We start from the raw sequence: 17,818 nt of genomic DNA, 5'->3' as shown, positions 1-17,818 counted from the left end.
GCTTTAGTTGGAAAGATTTTTGCATAAGCAATTCGTTTGGCTCAGTGCCAGAACAAGTAATTCTACTTGTTCGTTTCAATCTGTCAACGATTAAATTCGATGGGAACCCTCTTCGTCGTCGCCACACCGATCGGAAATCTGAGCGACATCAGCAAACGCGCGCTCGAAATTCTGTCCAGCGCCGATCTGATTGCCTGTGAAGACACCCGTCAAACGATCAAGCTGCTGAATCATTTCGGATTTCAGAAGCCGCTGATCAGCTACCACGAATTCAACGAAGAAACGAAAGCGGAAGAGCTGGCGCGGAAACTCGACGGCGACACCAGCATCGCGCTGGTGTCGGACGCGGGCATGCCGGCGATCTCGGATCCGGGATACCGGCTCGTCCGCTTATGCCGGCTTCGCGGCATCAACGTTGTTCCAATACCGGGCGCCTCCGCGGCAATCACGGCGCTGGCCGCTTCCGGCATTCCTTCCGATGAATTCATGTTCATCGGATTTCTCCCGCCAAAGAAGAACGCGCGCTGCCAGAAACTGACCTCCATCGCGAATATTGCCTGCACGCTGGTTTTTTATGAAGCGCCGCATCGTATCGAAGCGGCGCTCGAAGATCTCCAGGATGTACTGGGTGACCGCGAGGCCTGCGTCGGGCGGGAAATCACAAAGCTTCACGAGGAATTTCTGTTCGGACCGATCTCCGAACTGCGTGGCAAAGTCAAACCCCTCGGAGAATTCGTCATTGTGGTCAGCGGTGCAACAGAGACGCGCGCCGAAGCGCTGCTCACGCGGGAAGCCGTGCTGCAAAAGCTGGGCATGACCCGCAACGAACTCTACGATTTGTTTTTCAAGAAGAGAGATTAGTCATAAATTGAGGTGGACACTGCCCGCCTTTCCAAGGCGAGGCGCCCGAGCGATCAAAACGTTAGAACGCGAGGGCGGGCGCGAAGCGAGAGCCCGATAGGGCGAAGCAGTAATAGTGGTCAGTAAGGAACCGCGAAGCGCACCTCATTTTGTTTGAAGTTACTAACCGCCCCGTCTGCGCCGCTTCGGAACGGGATCATTTATTGATGGCGCAGCCACCCCGCCTTTGAAAGGCGGGGAATGTTCACGCCCCGGTTTTTGTGCAAAGCCGCGCTTAACTCTGCCCGTGCATCTGCTGCCCGTAGAACCACGTATGCCCGTCGGGATCACGGAACGAGAAGTTGCGTTCGCCCCAGTGCTGATCCTGCGGATCGCTGACTTCCACGCCGAGCCCTTTAAGCCGCGCATGCTCCGCATTCACATCATCGACCTGGATCTCGACGTAAAGGCTGGCGCCGCTGGGCGGCGCCGGCTTATCGGCAACGTGGATCACAAGGTAGGCGTTTCCGAAAGCGAAACCCGCGACATCCTTTTCGTCGGTGTTGATTTTCCAGCCGAGCGTTTCACCATAGAATTTCTTGCTGCGCGCAAGGTCCGAAACCTCCGCGTACACATAAAAAATGCCCTTGATTGCCATGCCTAAGACTAACTGCCGGAGAGCGTTTTGACCAGCGGCCGGATGTTGTTCATGGTCTCGAGCTTGCCGATGTAGTCCAAAGCGCGATCTGTCGAGGCTGCGCTCAGGACGCCCTTCGTGCAGGTGCGGAACTTGGAGACAAGTTCATCCTGGGTCATCGGGACTTCGGGGCTTCCTTTCGGGAACTTCTGCTCCAGCGTCTGCGTCTGTCCGTTCGTGAGTTTCATCGCGACGATAGCCGGGCGGCTGCCGTCGGTGCCGGCCTGGAGCGCGGGATCGACTTTCATATCGATGCGTTCCAGCAGCTGCAACGCCTGGGGGTTTCGGACGGCCTCCTCGGTAAAGGTGTCGAAGGTAATGTTGCCGTCGATGATGGCCCGCGCGATCAGGTACGGCATCGAGAACTTGCCTTCGCGGGCGGCCTTCGGCACGCGATAGACGAGAGGCGCGGCAGTGTCGGCCGGCACCCGCACCTCGACGTGGTCGATGAGCTGAGGTGTGACCTGATGTTCGTTGCGGAGCCGGATGGCGGCGAGTATCGCGCTGTGCGTGAGGCCGCCGCACGGATAAGGTTTGTAGCGGACTCCATACTTCTCCATCGACCACGGGTTGCCGAGAGACGCAATCGGGGCGTGATCGATTTTGCCGCCCGGATAGTGACAATCGAAGAAGCCGCTGCGGGCTTCGAGCGCCTGGGCATTTCCGGTGAAGCCCGCCTTGGCCAGCTTCGCGGCAAGAACGCCGCTGCGCGTCGCCTGTCCGGCATGGAGAGGCTTCGTCATGGTTCCGAAATTCGCGATGATCCCGCTGCCCAGCGAAGCGGCGATGGCGAGAGCCATATCCGTGCCGGTTTCGTTCAAGCCCAGGAGTCTCGCGCACGCCGCGGCAGCGCCGAGCGTGCCGATCGTTCCATTGGCGTGCCAGCCGCCGGTACCCAGCGACTGCACGGCGAACATCAGGGCCGCGGTGACTTCGAAGCCGGCGATATAGGCTTCGAGGATCTGCCTGCCGCTGGAGCCAAGCGTTTCACCCAGGGTGAAGACGGCCGGAATGATGGCGCACGAGGGCTGCTGGCCGGCCACGAAGCTGTGATCGAAGTCCTGCGCGTGAGCGCAGGCTCCATTAACGAAGGCCGCCTGAAGGACGGAGGATTTGAAGCGCTGCCCGTAGATGGTGGCTTCCTCTTTGGCGCCTTCCTCTCGAACCATCCGGCCGATCATCACCGCGCTCTCTTCGGTCGCTCCGGCAACGGCAACGCCGAGGTCATCCAGGATCGCATTCTTCGCGTTTTGGATCGCGGTTGGCGGAATGGCTTCGTACCGGACGCCAGCTGTAAATCGGGCGAGAGGGACGGTGAAAGCCGGCGCTTCCGACGGGACTTGCGCGCTCAGCTCCAGGCCGCCTGAACTGCCCAGCATGCCCACAGCGGTGGTTGCGGCGAAAAACTCCCGGCGAGTGAGGTCGTGATTCACGCGATCATTATACGTGCAGAAGATAGCCGCGGGCCGGAGCACCTGTTGTCTTCTCAAGACCGTGAATATACCAACCGACTTGCCGGCGGTATTTTCCTGTTCGCTGAGCCTCTTCCGCGTCCGTCTTGAAATCAACTACAGTCCACGCCGTGTCTTCGAGAAAAGCCAGGTCGACAACGGCATCCAGCACGCCCAAGATTTCATCCTGAATCACAATCGGAAGCTCGCGATGGCATCGCTTCGCTTTGCGTGCCCTTTCGAGCAAGGGATGCCGCAAGGCAGCGCTGACGGCTTGCGCGGCTGCTTCGATTTCTTCGCCGGTGGCGTTCAACAGGCGCGCATGCGTTCGCGCCAGACGGACGATCACATCGAACGGCGAGGCAAATTCGACGTCCCTCAAGACGAGGTGCACCAAAGATCCAAAGCGGGCTCCCTTCGGTCGAGGACCGTCGCGCTGGACTCGTTCGACTAGAACACGATCGGCGCAGCCCGTTGGCGGTTCGACGCCATCCGTTGCGAGAAACACATTCAGGCTTGCTGTTCCGCCTCGAGTCACGGAAAGTCGGCGCGAGGTTTTCCAATCCTTGTACAGTTGAACGCTTTCCGCCGCGTGACCATCCTGATCGTCAGCCAGGATTTCCTCCTGCCGGAGACCGAAGCTGCCCTCGACTCGCAGTCCAAGCTTCGATGGATCCCACCAAACGACATGGTGCGTTCCGTTTTCGGACGTATGCAGTCCGGGTTTGACCGAGAACTCACTATCTCCGTCGTAATCCGAGGGACGACGAAGGACAGTGGATTCGCCAAAGGCCGGACACAGCGGCGCCGGTTCAGAGGCGCGAAATTGGGATTTCGGCGGATAGATCGCCTTGTTGAGCGGACTGATCCAACCATCGCGCTGAACGTCGCCGACAGCGGTGACGACGAGCAGATCACGCGCCCGGGTTGCTGCGACATACGCAATGCGCACACCTTCAGCGGCGTCGCGCGCGTGTTCCTCCTGCTCATGATCCATCAATTCCCATGGCGCACACCCAAGTAATCGGACGGCGCACAACCGTTCAGGCACATTCACATGCTTGTCCGGATGGCGTGAAGAGATATTCGCGGTCATATCTCCCAGGACCACGATCGGGAATTCGAGGCCCTTCGCCGAATGCACGGTCATGATGCGCACACCCTCGGTTCCTTCTTCCAGAACAGGGGCTTCCGCGCTGTCTTCGCGTTCCGACTGGGTGTTCAACTGGTCGACAAAGCCCCGGAACGAGTAGCCGTCCCCGGCTTCGTAGGTCCGCGCCAGGTCGCAGATTCGATAAACATTGGCGAGAACCTGATTTCCCGACGGGCGCAATGCAAAGGCTGCATGGGCACGCGGCGCTTCCAGAAGTGCGTTGACGGTTTCGACGATCGAGCGCCGGTTGCGATGCCGGTGAAGATCACCGAAGACGTTCAGCGCTTCGGTAACAGGGGCATAGTCCGGCTCTATGTCCGCGGGAATGGCGTGGAAGGGATGGAAGGATCCAACACGATTCCGATAGCGCAGCAAAAGGTTGTCCGATATCGCGAACAGGCCGCCTCGAAGCGTCGCGTATACGGATAGTTCGTCGTCGGGCCATTCGACGGCATTCAGCGCCGCTCGGACTGTTTCGATTTCCTCGCGCTGATGAAACGATCTCGCGCCCCACAGCAAGTGGGGGATGCTCCGCGCTTCGAGCGCGTGAACGTAATCGCGTGTGACATCCTTGCCCCACGACATAAAGCGCCGGAACAGAATTGCAATATGCCGGGAGGCAATGGGCACCAACTCATCCGTTCCGGGCTCGCGGACCGTCCAGTGACTCTCCTTTATCAACCAATCCACAAACGCGGCGACTGCATCCGGGAGACAGGCGGCGATCGCTTCTTTGTTGATTCGTTGCGACCCATATGGAGTTGGGGCTGGAAGCACGACAATCGCGGGCTGTTCTGTCCCGAGAACTGTATTTTCCAGAGGCACGTATTCCGGTTGCCCCGTCGCGCTATCGCCGGTCATTTCCGGGGCGAATGCCGCATTCACCGCATCCTGGATAGGCTTCACGGCCCGGAAGCTCCTGCTCAAATACTCGATGGCCACGCCCTTGTCCTGAAGGAGGCGGCACAGTTCCTGATACGTAATGATGTCGGCCCGGCGAAACCTGTAAATGGATTGCTTGGGATCCCCGACGAGGAAAAGTTTTCCAGGCACGGGCCGGACGGCGCGCCAGTCCGTTTGGGCGGGATCATCGGCCGCGAGCAAGACGAGGAGCTCGACTTGTATCGGGTCCGTGTCCTGGAACTCATCCACAAAGATGTGCGTGAACTGGTCCTGCATGAATCGGCGGACGGCGGCATTGTCACGGATCAGATTGCGCGAGCACATCAGGAGATCGGCAAAATCAAGTTTGCCGGAACGAGCCTTGAGCTGTTCGTAACGCTCCACGAGACCTCGCAATTCCGCTTGAAGCAGTGCGGCCAGATCGGCCTCGGAATCGCGTTGGAATTCATCGAGCGTGGCCTGGAGCCGTTCCATTGCTGCGATCATCTCGGCTCGGGAGAATTGGGGAGAAAACTTATCCCCACGGCCCTTCTGATGCTGACGCCACAGGGCGCGCGCCAGCTGGATCAGCAGCGCTTCGAGTTCGTCGTAATCGCGAGGACGAATTTCCTCCGCCCGGGTCATCCGGGAAACAAAGTCCGTTACACATCGCAGATGCTTGCGCAGGGGATGGCCGGCAAGCGTGCAGGTAGCCGTCATCCGCGCGGCTTCAGCGATTTCCGGAAGGATGCGTTCGACGTGTTCCCGTTGATTAAACTCTCCGCTCCGCCAGGCGCGCGGGAAGTCTCTCCACTGCACGAGCGCCCAGCCGGCGGACTTAATCTGGTCCAGTGGGCTGTCGTTGTCGGTCGAATTCCCGGCCGCGACCCGGCTTAACGCCCGCCGGACACCCTCCGGCATGCGCTGCAGGGCATCCTGGATCCAGGCGTTGAACGCGCGCGCGTAAAGTCGAGCGGACTGATTCTCATCGAGTTCTTCGAAACCCGGAGCAATTCGCGCTTCGACAGGCCGTTGCCGTAACAACTCGGCGCAGAACGCATGAATGGTGCCGATATGGGCCTCTTCCAGCCGGGCAAGCGCATCTTCCAGAAACTGCAATTCTTCAGCGTTTTTCGTGGCGCTTCGCATGGCATCCAGTTCGATGCGCAGGCGAAGCCGCAACTCGCCGGCCGCCTTTCTCGTGAATGTAACAGCGGCGATTCGGTTGACACTGGTCTTGCCGGCCTTCAGCGTATTGACGATCCGGCTGACCAGCTCGGTTGTTTTTCCGGTGCCCGCTGCGGCTTCGACGATGAGACTCTCATCGAGGGATGTACGGATCCGTTGCCGAGTGAGTTCGTCCCGGGTCATGGCAGCTCTCGCAATTCAGTCAAGAGCGCAAGCCGATCCGGCGATTTACTGCGGATTCGCGCCTCCTCGTAAGGGCCACAGACCAGCCTGTAATCACAGTAGCTGCAGGCGCCCCCTGCAGGGGCAGCCGGCAGGAATCCTTCGGCAATGGACCGGTCAATGAGGGCTGTTACATTTGAAAGAGACTGTCGTGATTGTTCGTTGATCGGGATTTCAACAGATCGATAGCCCCCACGGTCGGTGCAAAAAAACAGGCGGGCTGACTCTGCCGGTTTCCCCAGTATCGCTTCGGCGGCCTGGGCGTACAAGATGGGTTGCAAAATCTCGCCGTGACCGGTGAGTCCCGGCGGTTGTGCCAGTGCCTTTCCCGTTTTATGGTCCGTAATGCGAATCGTGCCGTCTCTTTCTTCAACCATGTCGATCGCTCCGCGGACGCGAGTTCCGTCAGGCAATAGAACGGGTTCGTCGCTACTTCCCGGGTCTTTGTCGCGGGCCATTGGCAATCCGAACGACAATTCGAACCATCGTGGTGTCCATGCCCGATCGACAGGTTGACACATCTCTTTGAGCCAGCCCCGGAGATCCCATCGAATGTCCTCGATCTGGCTCTCCCATATTCGCGGTATTGCAGGAGCACATTCTTCGCGATAAGTGTTTACAACCTCATCGAAAACGCGGTCGGCAACGCTAACAACCTGCGACAGATTTTCCGCTTGGATCGGCAGGAGGTTCAATCCCCTCAGTTCCGATAACAGCCGATACTGGGCGGTATGGATAAGACTGCCGCGCGTCAGTGCGTCGATCCGTTCAATGGCCACGGCTTCGTCGCGAGGCTGAATCCGATGGATGGCATAGAGTAAAAAGCGATAGGGGCAGGCGGCGAATTGTTGCAATGCGGTGGCCGAGTAAGGGCGCGCGGTCAGGCGATGCGGCGCCAACACATCGATGACGCTGGCGTCGGTGGCCACAATCCCATCACCTTCGGTCCAGCGGCGGCGCCAGCGGCCGGCGCGGGTTCTCAATGAGCGTCCTAGAATGGGGCTCGCGGTCAGAAGATAGCGGGCGCGACCCTTGGCTTGCTCCGCGGGAATTCGCAACAGCCCGCTGATCACAGCGAGATCGTATTCGGCGTCGTCGATCGCCGTGCCTGGATCATTCGGCGCGGGCCAGCCGATGTGCGCCTGGGTTTGACCGGTGCTGCGCTGCTGCAGTTCGCGCAGATTGGGAACTTTGCCGGTCATCGCCCGCAAAATATCGAGCGCGTAGAAGGAGGGACTGCGGGAGCGGCCCTGTCCCAGATTCATCCGCGGATATGAAATCCATAATCTCGACCGCGCGGCGCCGGCCGCAATATGAAGAAGGAGGCGTTCCCGTCCTGTGCGCGAGTTCTGCGTCGCCAGCCACGGATCAATCTGCCGCCTGGCGTCATCGAGCAGAAGCGGATCTTCAAATGCCTTCTTTGGAAAGATGTCTTCAGCCAGTCCGGGCAGAAAGACGACGTCAAACGAAAGTCCCGCCAGCTCGGCGGTCGTGGCCACCAGGACTTTCCCGTAACGCCGCTCCGGGGAATCGGTGCGCAGAAAAGTCAGACGGTGAGTGAGAACCTCTCTGACCTCATCGAGGGTAACCGGCCCCAGGGTCGACATCGGGCGAAGCTCAGCCAGCACGGCCAGGACAAATTCCGGACGGCGGATCGCCATTGCCGTCAGCTTTTCCAACGCGTCCAGCCAATCGTTCCAGATGGCGTTATCCGGAAGTTCATCCAGAAACCGGATCAGCGGGAGGGCGAACCGCTGAAGGTCGTTCAGGCGCGCGAATCGACGTTCCAGCGCCTGGCGCTTTGATTCTTCTTCTGTCTCGACTTCCGAAATCTGTTTCTTGAGTTCGTTTTTCAAACCCTCCAGACGGCGAATCCATCGATCGTGCCCACCGATAACGGCAGCATCGACGAGAAGCTTTTCCCATTGGTACGGCGCTCGCAGAGATCCGGATATGACTGGAGAGTCGTCGTCATCGTCCGCGTTTTCTTCCACCGGTTCCGCAATCTCGGGCACCGGTATTTCCGGGAACAATTCCCCTTGAACCGGAACCCATTGGGGAGGTCGAGGCGCGGGCTTCCCGCTTTCGTCCACGTTGGGCACCTGGCCCAGCGACAGATACTCGCTGAAGCGGGAAGCGGAAAGTCCCTCCGAGGCGCAGGCCAACAATGCCAGCAACGAACGTCCAGCCGGATTCGGCCGGCGGCTGCCAAGTGTGAAAAATCCCGGCACGTTCGCCCGGCGCAACGAATCTTCAACCAGAGGTTGATAGGCCTCCGGATTCCTCAACGCAATCGCCATGCGATCAAAAGGAATGCCGGATTGCGCCAGCGCTAGAATGGATCGCGCAATTTCAGCACATTCACGGCTTTCATCGGTTGCCGACAAAAACTCGACCGTGGAATCGATTTCGCCCGCCGGCGCAGTCCTTTCAAAGACATTGGTACGAAGTCGATCCAGAGCATTCGCGGTGGTTTTCACCGGTAGCGGTTGCGCCTCGACGCCTAAAGCCTGTTCTAAAACTTGAATGCTGGACTGGTCCCGCTGGTGCGCCGTTGCGAGGACTGCGGAGGCGGCGTGGCTTAGAGCCCGAATCGTTTCCTGTTCCAGATATGAGGTGGGAACAATGTCCAGGAGTAGCAGCGGTCTTCCTCGAAAGCGAAACTCCGTTTCGCCAATCACTGCCGTTACCGTCCGATATGCCGTCGCGAGATCGGCGACATCGGTGTCTTTCAGACTGCGATCGAACTGATCCAGAAGATTGGCCAGATCCGGACCCGATGGGAGCACCCCGCGAACCTTCCCGGGATCCATATTATTCAGTCGTAATTCACTGATTGTGGAGGCCAGGGCGCGAAAGAATCCGGGAGTTGTTGCGACCGGATCAAACCAGGTCAACTGCCCGGAGCTTCGACACTCATGCACCGCTCGCGCTGCCAATGCATCCATTGCCACACCGGACAATATCGACTTTCCGGTCTGCGCCAGCCGCTCCTCTGCCAGAGTAAAGGCGAACTGAGGAAGCGTAAACCGGTGAACACCGAAGACGCCCTTCGACGTTATGCACGCCTGCCGCACGAATTCGTCTGCCGCCATCCTGGTCGAAGAAACCAGCAGAATCTCTTCGCCCGGGAAATTAGCGAGGAACTCAGAAGCACACTGCAATCGATCATGGACCGGCAATGAAGTGACAATGCGGCGCAACTCGCTGTAACTCACGTATCTTCTCTATTCCATGCGCACGGAATCGTTTGTTTTGATGGTTGGAATGTAGGCTCCCCGAACGTGAAGGACGTGGACGGTGTGACCGATAATCGTGAACAACACACGATACCGTCCGGCAATAACCTCGCGGATCTCTTCTGGAAATTCGTCACTTTCAGGCGCGATCGGGAAGCCCTTGGGTGTAACTCGCTGCTGCTTCAGGACGACAGAGCGAAGTTGACGGACCCATCTTTGCGCCTCAGACTTGCCCCATACACGGCATCCCCAATCGTACGATTCACGCACATCGGCTTGAGCCGATTCCTCGAAAGCAACAGCGTAGCGCTTCATTCGCGATCGGGAATGCCCTTTTCAGCAAATAACTCCGTGAAGAATGCTTCTGCCGGTTTACCCCGCTGACGTTTCATGCTTTCGAGTCCGCGCCGAATGCCTTCGATTGCTTCTATCCTGTCCTTGGCTTCGAGCAACTTTTCATAGCTCTCGGCGTCCTGCACAACCAGCTCGGCCTTACCGTTGACCGTCAGAATGACCGGCTGCTTTGTCTTCTTCATCTGCCGAACCAGCTTCGCCGTGTCGCGCTTGAATGTGCTCAGGCTATGAATATCGCGGGTCAGTTTCATTCGCTTGGCTCCATTGCTAAATCTGCACTGAATTTCACAACAATCAACTTATCATGAGAAGAGGAAACTGCCGCCACCAGTTTACAGGTGGAACAGGCACATCCAGATTGGGATGCTTAGACATTTTTCTCAATCTCACCCGAAGCTCCTTCTCGGCAATATGTCTCCCGCGGACCCTGCCATCTCGAAGAGCATCAACCAGTGCCAGGCACTCGTACAAAAATTCATCGTGAAGGGGCATCGTCCATGCTGTCCAGCGTTATAGCGTATCCATTACTAATGGAGGGCTGGGGAAAGGAGTGGATGTTCCCGGTTCACGCCAGTGTCGAGAAGGCAAACCGCGACTTCATCGTTGTCTGTCGCATTCAAGCGGTCGAAGCCTGGATCACTTTCGAATTGCAATATGACTTGATCCGTTGCGGGTATCACATGCCGAATTTCCGATAACTGACTCTGGAGGGCTGCACCGTGCTCAGCACGCTGGCGGACGGGCAACTTGAAGCCGCCGCGGCCGGCACGAGGGCTGTAGGGTTCTTTGTTTGAGGTATTTTGGGGACGAAGGTGAGGAAGGTCGGGCATCCTATCTCAGAGGAGATTTGCGTTCTTCCAAAGCTTTCAGCAAATCTTCGGTTCCAATCTTCTTGGAATCTTTTAATATGGCTTCTTTTGAAGCGTTCTCACATGCGTTATTGATATCGGAATAACTCAAGCCGCGCGCCGCCTCCACGACTGTCATCCAGTCCACGGCCTTCGTATCCATTGCACTCAAGAAATTTCGGAGCGCCTTCTCACTCAAATCGTCTTTCGGAAGCGCGAAGTCGATCACATCGTCGAATCGCCTGAAGAGCGCCTGATCCAGCAATTCGGGATGATTCGTGGCGGCGACAATGATACCGCCTGACACATCCTTTTCAAGGAATTGAAGGAACGAGTTTAGAACTCTGCGAATCTCGCCCACGTCATTAGCAAGAATCCTTTTGCTGCCAATCGCATCGAACTCGTCGAACAGATAGACGCCACGGACCTGTTGGATTGAATCGAAGACAAGCTTCAGTTTTGCTGCTGTCTCGCCCATGAATCTCGTGATCAGCACTTCCAGGACGATCGTGAACAGCGGAAGATCCATTTCGCCTGCAAGGGCCGAGGCCGTCATCGTCTTACCGGAACCCGGTGCCCAAGCAACAGAACCTTCCGCCGTGGAACGAGTCCATGATTTCGCAACTTGTGCTCTTGCCGATGCTCCCGAATGATTCGTTGCAGTCTGCTCAAAACGTCAGAAGTCAGGCACATATCTGACAGCCGAGTTTTTGGATAAGAGGCCGACAGCAACCCAGACAGCTCGCCACGCGGTTGGACAAGGGGAACAGTTTTTGCGACAACACGGGCCAATGGCCGCTTTGCCTTCACGGAATCAATGATGTCGCGCAGTTCTTTGGCAAGTTTTGGATGCCCTTGGCGCGCTTCGTGCGCGGCCAGCTGCATTGCTATTGCCAGGAAACGCTCCTCGTCACCTGCCGAATAGCTCTCCAGGAGCGCTTTCAATTGTTGCGAAGTGGCCATAGCTCTTCTTTAATTGTAGTCAGTGACAGCACCCAACGTGGGTCTATATACCGAGCCGTCTTCCTCCGTCAACAGTATCCGATCCTGTTCATGCGATTCGAATGACGTCACGCTCGTCTGCTCTCCTCGCAATCTCGGCGACTGAGAGAACGTCGTGGCCGGCTGTTCTTAGCGCTCGAACAACCGCGAAGTCGCAGCCTTCGTCGGCGAGGAACTGCACCAGTTACTGCTTGGTCCTGGCGCGGGGCTTCGCGGGACGCAGGAACACGGTTTCTTCGTGAGCGATCGAATCGGCGGCATAGGCGATCGCGGCTTGAATGTCCGCTTGGATGAGACGTGGATACGCATCTAAAAGATCTTGCTCAGTCGCTCCCTCGCTTAACTTTCTGAGAAGGAGTTCCACGGTAATCCGTGTCCCGCGGATCACTGGCTTCCCCATCATGACTTTGGGATTTAATTCAATCCGATCCGTCATGTCATTGATCTCTCCATAGTGAGTTGTCGTTCATCTCAGAGCGAACACGTCCATGGAAATTGTTCGCACCGGGCGCCCCTCGCCATGAACGAGTTTCCGAACTCTTTCGGTTGTCTCCCGAGAGAAGGCCGCCTCGCCACATCGGTCGCAAATTTCCCCGGGAATGTGTTCCACCATCACGCGCCTCTCGCCGATGGTGAACACTTCGTTCACAAATCCTTGTGTTGCCGCTATGGAACCGCAGACAAGGCACCTGAACACGATTCCCTCCGTTTTCGATAATCTAACAGATCTGCGCCAACTCCAAATACCGGCAGAAGGCATTGGCCAGCCGCATCTGGCGTGGTGTTCGACAATCCGGCTGCAACAAGCCCGGGTTTGCGACAAGAATACAGGCGCAACGTGCGCGAGAGGTTGCGACATTCAGCCGGTTCAAACTGTACAGGAACTCCATGCCTCGGGGCGCGTCTTCGGGAGACGACGTCGCCATCGAGTAGATGACGATCGGCGCTTCCTGGCCTTGAAATTTGTCGACGGTGCCGACGTTAATCCCGGGAATTGTGCGCTGCAAGGCGGCTGCTTGCGCGTTGTACGGGGTGACAATGAGGATGTCCGGTAGCCCGAGAGGATGTGTTTGGCCCACGGTATCCGTCCAAGTGACGGCGCCACCCAGCAACGAGCCAACGAGTTCTGTCACCCTTTGAACCTCCTCTGGCGCAGAACTGCGATTCCCCTGGTGAGGCGTCGGCGCAAACCAGAGGCCTGCGCCTCGAATCGCGGGATGGCCGCTGATCGACTGCCGCTCGTTCCCGGCATGGGAAACAAGGCGGCCCTCGTAGAACTGTTCGGACGTAAATTCGCAGATCGGCGGCGACAAACGGCGAGTTTCCGCGAGAAAGAGGCCCAGCTCGGGAGGCATCGTCTGCCGCCCAGCAAGCATATGGTGCAAGGCAGAAACATCCGTCCCTTCAGGATGTGATCCCTGCAGAGGCGCTTCGAGCTGCTGCGGGTCTCCGACAAGAACAAGGGACCGGGCTCCCTGAGAGATCGCGAGTGCATTGGCCAGCGGGAATTGGCCGGCCTCATCCAGAAAAAGGACATCGACCGCTTCCGCAAAGTCCGGCCTCGACCATAGCCATGCCGTGCCGCCCGCGATTTTAACGAGACCGCTGATAAGGACGTTCCTTACTTTGACGTTGTCGGTCAGCTCCGTAATATCCGGATCGTTGCCGAGGGAATCCTATTACGCCTGCCTCGATTGCTGCCGCTCTGGCTGATCGGCCCTATGACGAAGCCGTCATGCTCGACGACGATGCCCAAGCGTTCCGCGAGTTCCACGATCGTCGCAAAGTCAGCCTTCTTCGTCTTGATGATCTTGAGCATATGGCTCCGCACGATCCCCAACTGCTCGGCAAGTTCTGTCTGACTGCCTCGGCTTTCTGCTTCTTCCTCAAGTTTTCGGGCCAAGTCCTCTAAAAGACCTGCCGCCAGAGGGGAATCCTTGAACGACATGTTGTATCAATTGGGATACATAATTACGCTTCTGAAAATAAATGCCAGCTTGCGGTACGATACTTGTGTCGCTTTGTGTCCGAAATCTCAGCATATACCCATGTGGACCTGACATGTCCGTGTGTATCTGAAAATATACAAATTAGGTAAGTATGAACGCAGAAGACTATTGACGTTTTGGGGTTGGTTTGGTCCAGTTGCGGGTTTTATTTCTAAGATGAATCACTTCTAACCCTATAAAATATCCAAAGAGGGTCCCGAAGCCCGGGAGCCATTTAAATGCGAGGAATGATGGGTAGCGCGGCGCGCCAAAAGCTTATAGAGATCGTTTGTAGAACATCCTACGAGTACCGAGACGTTGAGTTTAAGCTGGCCTCGGGCAGTACGAGTCATCACTATGTGGATTGCAAACGTGGCCTTTCTTACCCACAAATGATTGAATTACTTGGGGATGTCATCCTCGATACCGCGTCAGATGTCGAATTTGATGTTGCAGGCGGCTTGGAGCTTGGCGCTTATCCGATTGGCGTGGCGGTCTCCCTGGCAGCTTACCGGCGCGGCCGCGAACTGCGATCCTTCGTGATTCGGAAAGTACCGAAAAAACATGGCATGCAGAAACTTGTCGAGGGCACCGTTCGCTCTGGCGACAAAGTACTGATTGTCGACGACGTGATTACACGGGGCGACTCGATCATTAAAGCAATTCAAAGCAGCCGGGACGAAGGCTTTGAAGTTGTCGGCGTTGTCGCCATAGTCGACAGGGAACAAGACGGAGGTCGCGCCAACATCGAAGCCCAGGGAGTGTGGGTTCGCGCCATAATGACTTTGGACGAGTTGATCCAAACGCATGCCGCTGAAGGACAGCTTACTGCCCATCGCCACTAAGATCTCTCTCACTCGTGATGATGTCCTTGCTCTTAAAGAGATTGCGACAGAACATCACGACGAGAACCCGGCATTTTGCTACACACTCTGCATCATCTGCGAACACCTGCTGGACCCATGGGCGCCCGATAAGGCTCAGGCTCTAATTGAGCCAATCCGGTTGTTCATCCATTCCTCTGAGAACCAACAAGAATACAGCGTCGACGTGGCTAATACGTTTGCGCGGATCCTCTCGAGCCTGAAGAATTGAACGACCGATCTCGTTAATCGACAAAGTCGTTTCCAGAGTTATGAACACGACTTTGTCGATTCCAAATCGAATTTCAGAGTTAACAAAACGACTGTCTTAACTCTGGAATTCGTTTTGGAGTTATGAAAGTCACTTTGTCGATTAACAAAACCATTTTCAGAGTTGACAGAGTCAGTTTCTTAATTCTGAACGTCATTTTGTCGATTAACAAAGTCGTTTTGTCGATTGACAAAGGAACTTTGTTAATTAAGAAAATGACCTTGTGAATCGACAAAGGAGTTTTCTTAATCGGCAAAATGATTTTGTCGATTAACGAAGCGAGTTTCTCAACTCTGGAAGTCGTTTCATAGTTATCGCCGCGACTTTCTTAACTCTTCGCGGCGCGAAAAAAATCTTTTTCGCGATTAAGTCCTTCCGGCGCAGCGCCCTACGGTGATTTTGCACCCTGAACTCTCGATTTGCGATTAGTACTTTTTCCACTTTCCATCGATTTACATAGTATGGGCCGAAATCAAAACCGAGCCCGAAAGGAAGGTAACGATGATGAAACGAAGTTCACTACCAAGAGAGATCAATGCGCTGCTGGCGGTGGGTAATGCCATCGCGGAGACGCTCGCGGAACGGCAGGACGATCGTGAGATTCATATGGGAGTCGAAGCCCTGTTGAGAGCGGGTATCGCGGCGGCGGAATACGCGATCGATGCGTATATGGCGATGCTGGCGGCAGCCGACAAGTCGGCGGTCGCGAGGTATCACCTGACGGAGGCGAGGTCGCGATGTGACCAGAGCATCCGGCAGTTGAAGCGCCGGGTCCGACGGTCGATCGCCCACATGAGAAGGCATGCGAAACGGGAAGAACTGGTGTGGATTGAAGCGCAAAGCCGATACATCGACTGACGCTTAAATCTAACGCTAGAAGACATTCAAAGCTTGGGGCTGGAAGGACGGGCCGCAGTTCAGCCCCAATTTATTCACGCGGCCGATAACCGTTAACAGCGCGCGGTTAGTTAGAAACCGCGCATCACAAAAGGAGGTGCCACATATGGCAACCAAATTGAACATTCTGAAACCAGTCCTGGGAGTCACCGGAATGTCCGACAACGATCTGCTCGCGCGTCTGAACGCCGTGCACGACAAGATGTTGAACAATCCGGCTTATCCCACCCCACCGGTCGATATGCCGAGTTTCCAGACCGCTATCGACGCCTGTACTGCGGCGGTTGCTGACGCGCTCGAAGGGGGCAAAGCCGCCACCGTTCTGCGCGACAAGTGCCGCAACGCCGCCATCGTCATGTTTCGCCTGCTCGGACACTACGTCGAGTCGGCCTGCAAGGGCGATGTACCCACCTTCGTCTCGAGCGGTTTCGTGCTCTCGTCCACAGGACAGAGAACGCCGCCGCAACCGGTCGCTGTGCCGCTGATCATTTCCCTCGATCAAGGCAGCACCGGGCAGCTTCTGGTGACGATGCAACCCGTCTCCAAAGCCCGTATGTACGAAATCCGCTACGCGCCGGAACCCGCCGCCGGAGCTACCGCCGTCTGGACTGAGACGACGGTCACCGGCACAAAACCGGCAGTTCCCATCAATGGCCTGAACAAGGGAGTGAATTACATCTTCCAGGTTCGGGCGCTCGGGAAACTGGGTCCATCCGACTGGAGCAGCCTGGTGGAACGGATCTGCATCTAGATGGGAATGGCCGGGCTCTCGCGCTCCGGAAGTCTGGGGCGCGGGGGCCTGGCCCCCCTTATCGAAGATATCGATATGGATACCAATGATCAAATTCTCATGCTGCTTGGAGAGATCCGGGGAGAGCTGGTGGAGCTCCGGAAGTTATCCGCGCGGGTGAGGAAGTTGGAAATCTGGCAATCGTGGTTGAAGGGCGGGTGGGCGGTGGCGGTGGCCGCTTATCTGTACTTTTACCGGTGAGCTTGCCGGATAGACAGTTCGTCGCGGCTGACCCCCTGCCTTGCCTGCGGCAAGGCTGTCCCCCTGTCTCAGGGGGACAGTTCCTGACCACCAACAACAGACCGCCAATTAACAAACATCAACAACGCGGCTGACCGGGCTTTCGCGCGGCAGCTGCAAACCATTAACAACGCGCGGGCTAAAGCCCGCGACTACAAAGGAGGTGTACCAACTTTATGATGAATTTTCTTTTGCAACATCAGTTCTGGGTCGCAGTCGTTCTGTACTGGGTTTTTTCGGCGGCGATCTCGGCGATGCCGGTGCCGGAGGCGAACGGCAGTCTGGGATATACCTGGCTGTATCGCTTTCTGCATACGACGGCTGGAAATCTTACGACTGCTTTCGGGTCTCGGATTCCGGGCATCAAACCGTTCATTCTTCTGCTGCTTCTGCCGATCGTGTTCGCAACGTCGGCGTGCGGGGCGCACTACCAGGTTCATCCCGGAGCGCTCAATCAGGCCGACTCGGTGGCGTATGACACGCTGCTGGTGGCGGAAGCATCGATCCAGCAGGCCGAGGCGGATTACCAGTCGGGTCAGGTTTCGCCGGAGGCCAAGGACCAGATCAACAACCTGGTCCGGCTGTACAACGTCGCGCGGACGGCCTGGATCACCTATCGGGAGGCCGCTGCGGCGAATGCTCCGGCGGACTCCTACTTTCAACAGCTGAACCAGAACCTGATCGATTTGACCAATGCGATCAAGGACTTCGCGACGAATGAGAAAGAGGTGCAGCAATGAACCCCAGTCTCATTCTGCAGCTGGTGGAGCTGGCTCTGGCACTGGCTCAATCCCAGCTCAAGGGTGCGGATCTCGAACAGACGCTGGTCCAGATCATCCAGAAAGGGGTGACGGTGTATCAGGACGAAGCGGGCCGGCCGTTAGACCCGAAAC

General features: G+C 56.9%; 17 protein-coding genes and 1 pseudogene. 7 read left to right on the top strand and 11 right to left on the bottom strand.

What is annotated here, in order from left to right; genetic code table 11:
• Positions 1-99: 99 nt before the first annotated feature.
• Positions 100-861, top strand: a complete 762-nt coding sequence (gene rsmI, locus VGK48_06565) for a 16S rRNA (cytidine(1402)-2'-O)-methyltransferase (protein HEY2380831.1) — start codon at positions 100-102, stop codon at positions 859-861.
• A 274-nt stretch (positions 862-1,135) separates the two neighbouring features.
• Here rsmI and VGK48_06560 read toward each other — a convergent pair whose 3' ends face one another.
• From VGK48_06560 to VGK48_06510, 11 genes and pseudogenes are all read right to left on the bottom strand, one after another.
• Positions 1,136-1,498, bottom strand: coding sequence for a VOC family protein (locus VGK48_06560; GenBank protein HEY2380830.1), 363 nt, complete (start codon positions 1,496-1,498; stop codon positions 1,136-1,138).
• An 8-nt stretch (positions 1,499-1,506) separates the two neighbouring features.
• Complete coding sequence (locus VGK48_06555) at positions 1,507-2,970, bottom strand: MmgE/PrpD family protein (protein ID HEY2380829.1); 1,464 nt, start codon at positions 2,968-2,970, stop codon at positions 1,507-1,509.
• A gap of 7 nt (positions 2,971-2,977) precedes the next feature.
• Positions 2,978-6,394, bottom strand: a complete 3,417-nt coding sequence (locus VGK48_06550) for a UvrD-helicase domain-containing protein (GenBank protein ID HEY2380828.1) — start codon at positions 6,392-6,394, stop codon at positions 2,978-2,980.
• Complete coding sequence (locus tag VGK48_06545) at positions 6,391-9,651, bottom strand: PD-(D/E)XK nuclease family protein (protein HEY2380827.1); 3,261 nt, start codon at positions 9,649-9,651, stop codon at positions 6,391-6,393. The genes VGK48_06550 and VGK48_06545 overlap by 4 nt, the downstream gene beginning before the upstream one ends.
• Before the next feature lie 9 nt (positions 9,652-9,660).
• Entirely contained in the window at positions 9,661-9,987 is a 327-nt protein-coding gene (locus VGK48_06540; GenBank protein ID HEY2380826.1) for a type II toxin-antitoxin system RelE/ParE family toxin, read from the bottom strand.
• Complete coding sequence (locus tag VGK48_06535) at positions 9,984-10,277, bottom strand: type II toxin-antitoxin system Phd/YefM family antitoxin (GenBank protein ID HEY2380825.1); 294 nt, start codon at positions 10,275-10,277, stop codon at positions 9,984-9,986. Before VGK48_06535 ends, VGK48_06540 begins: the two co-directional genes overlap by 4 nt.
• A gap of 580 nt (positions 10,278-10,857) precedes the next feature.
• Positions 10,858-11,837: pseudogene (locus VGK48_06530) on the bottom strand (ATP-binding protein).
• A 223-nt stretch (positions 11,838-12,060) separates the two neighbouring features.
• Complete coding sequence (locus VGK48_06525) at positions 12,061-12,312, bottom strand: DUF433 domain-containing protein (GenBank protein HEY2380824.1); 252 nt, start codon at positions 12,310-12,312, stop codon at positions 12,061-12,063.
• Between the two features lie 30 nt (positions 12,313-12,342).
• Positions 12,343-12,636: a YgiT-type zinc finger protein gene (locus tag VGK48_06520; GenBank protein ID HEY2380823.1), complete on the bottom strand. Its 294-nt coding sequence runs from the start codon at positions 12,634-12,636 to the stop codon at positions 12,343-12,345.
• Positions 12,596-13,231: a C-terminal helicase domain-containing protein gene (locus VGK48_06515; GenBank protein HEY2380822.1), complete on the bottom strand. Its 636-nt coding sequence runs from the start codon at positions 13,229-13,231 to the stop codon at positions 12,596-12,598. The genes VGK48_06520 and VGK48_06515 overlap by 41 nt, the downstream gene beginning before the upstream one ends.
• 284 nt (positions 13,232-13,515) lie before the next feature.
• Positions 13,516-13,824: a hypothetical protein gene (locus tag VGK48_06510; GenBank protein ID HEY2380821.1), complete on the bottom strand. Its 309-nt coding sequence runs from the start codon at positions 13,822-13,824 to the stop codon at positions 13,516-13,518.
• Positions 13,825-14,103: 279 nt separating this feature from the next.
• Here VGK48_06510 and pyrE point away from each other — a divergent pair, with 279 nt between their 5' ends.
• From pyrE to VGK48_06480, 6 genes are all read left to right on the top strand, one after another.
• Entirely contained in the window at positions 14,104-14,709 is a 606-nt protein-coding gene (pyrE, locus tag VGK48_06505) for an orotate phosphoribosyltransferase (GenBank protein HEY2380820.1), read from the top strand.
• A complete protein-coding gene (locus VGK48_06500) occupies positions 14,672-14,959 on the top strand; it encodes a hypothetical protein (protein HEY2380819.1) in 288 nt (95 codons plus the stop codon). Before pyrE ends, VGK48_06500 begins: the two co-directional genes overlap by 38 nt.
• Positions 14,960-15,499: 540 nt before the next feature.
• Entirely contained in the window at positions 15,500-15,856 is a 357-nt protein-coding gene (locus VGK48_06495) for a hypothetical protein (GenBank protein ID HEY2380818.1), read from the top strand.
• Between the two features lie 145 nt (positions 15,857-16,001).
• Positions 16,002-16,646, top strand: coding sequence for a fibronectin type III domain-containing protein (locus VGK48_06490; GenBank protein HEY2380817.1), 645 nt, complete (start codon positions 16,002-16,004; stop codon positions 16,644-16,646).
• 6 nt (positions 16,647-16,652) lie between these two features.
• Positions 16,653-16,886, top strand: a complete 234-nt coding sequence (locus tag VGK48_06485) for a hypothetical protein (protein HEY2380816.1) — start codon at positions 16,653-16,655, stop codon at positions 16,884-16,886.
• A 215-nt stretch (positions 16,887-17,101) separates the two neighbouring features.
• Positions 17,102-17,665, top strand: a complete 564-nt coding sequence (locus VGK48_06480) for a hypothetical protein (protein ID HEY2380815.1) — start codon at positions 17,102-17,104, stop codon at positions 17,663-17,665.
• The last annotated feature ends 153 nt before the right edge of the window (positions 17,666-17,818 follow it).

The sequence above is a fragment of the Terriglobia bacterium genome, assembly GCA_036496425.1.
Taxonomy (GTDB): Bacteria; Acidobacteriota; Terriglobia; order 20CM-2-55-15; family 20CM-2-55-15; genus 20CM-2-55-15.
The sequence above is the reverse complement of the archived record's forward strand: the minus strand, read 5'-3'. Positions and strand labels throughout refer to the sequence as shown.

Excerpts from the sequence above, each read along its gene's own strand:
- VGK48_06510 (HEY2380821.1), bottom strand. The coding sequence starts at position 13,824 with ATGTCGTTCAAGGATTCCCCTCTGGCGGCAGGTCTTTTAGAGGACTTG.
- VGK48_06495 (HEY2380818.1), top strand. The coding sequence starts at position 15,500 with ATGATGAAACGAAGTTCACTACCAAGAGAGATCAATGCGCTGCTGGCG.
- VGK48_06500 (HEY2380819.1), top strand. The coding sequence starts at position 14,672 with ATGCCGCTGAAGGACAGCTTACTGCCCATCGCCACTAAGATCTCTCTC.
- rsmI (HEY2380831.1), top strand. The coding sequence starts at position 100 with ATGGGAACCCTCTTCGTCGTCGCCACACCGATCGGAAATCTGAGCGAC.
- VGK48_06540 (HEY2380826.1), bottom strand. The coding sequence starts at position 9,987 with ATGAAGCGCTACGCTGTTGCTTTCGAGGAATCGGCTCAAGCCGATGTG.
- VGK48_06480 (HEY2380815.1), top strand. The coding sequence starts at position 17,102 with ATGATGAATTTTCTTTTGCAACATCAGTTCTGGGTCGCAGTCGTTCTG.
- VGK48_06560 (HEY2380830.1), bottom strand. The coding sequence starts at position 1,498 with ATGGCAATCAAGGGCATTTTTTATGTGTACGCGGAGGTTTCGGACCTT.
- VGK48_06490 (HEY2380817.1), top strand. The coding sequence starts at position 16,002 with ATGGCAACCAAATTGAACATTCTGAAACCAGTCCTGGGAGTCACCGGA.
- VGK48_06535 (HEY2380825.1), bottom strand. The coding sequence starts at position 10,277 with ATGAAACTGACCCGCGATATTCATAGCCTGAGCACATTCAAGCGCGAC.
- VGK48_06550 (HEY2380828.1), bottom strand. The coding sequence starts at position 6,394 with ATGACCCGGGACGAACTCACTCGGCAACGGATCCGTACATCCCTCGAT.
- VGK48_06520 (HEY2380823.1), bottom strand. The coding sequence starts at position 12,636 with ATGCCTTCTGCCGGTATTTGGAGTTGGCGCAGATCTGTTAGATTATCG.
- pyrE (HEY2380820.1), top strand. The coding sequence starts at position 14,104 with ATGCGAGGAATGATGGGTAGCGCGGCGCGCCAAAAGCTTATAGAGATC.
- VGK48_06485 (HEY2380816.1), top strand. The coding sequence starts at position 16,653 with ATGGCCGGGCTCTCGCGCTCCGGAAGTCTGGGGCGCGGGGGCCTGGCC.
- VGK48_06525 (HEY2380824.1), bottom strand. The coding sequence starts at position 12,312 with ATGACGGATCGGATTGAATTAAATCCCAAAGTCATGATGGGGAAGCCA.
- VGK48_06515 (HEY2380822.1), bottom strand. The coding sequence starts at position 13,231 with ATGCCTCCCGAGCTGGGCCTCTTTCTCGCGGAAACTCGCCGTTTGTCG.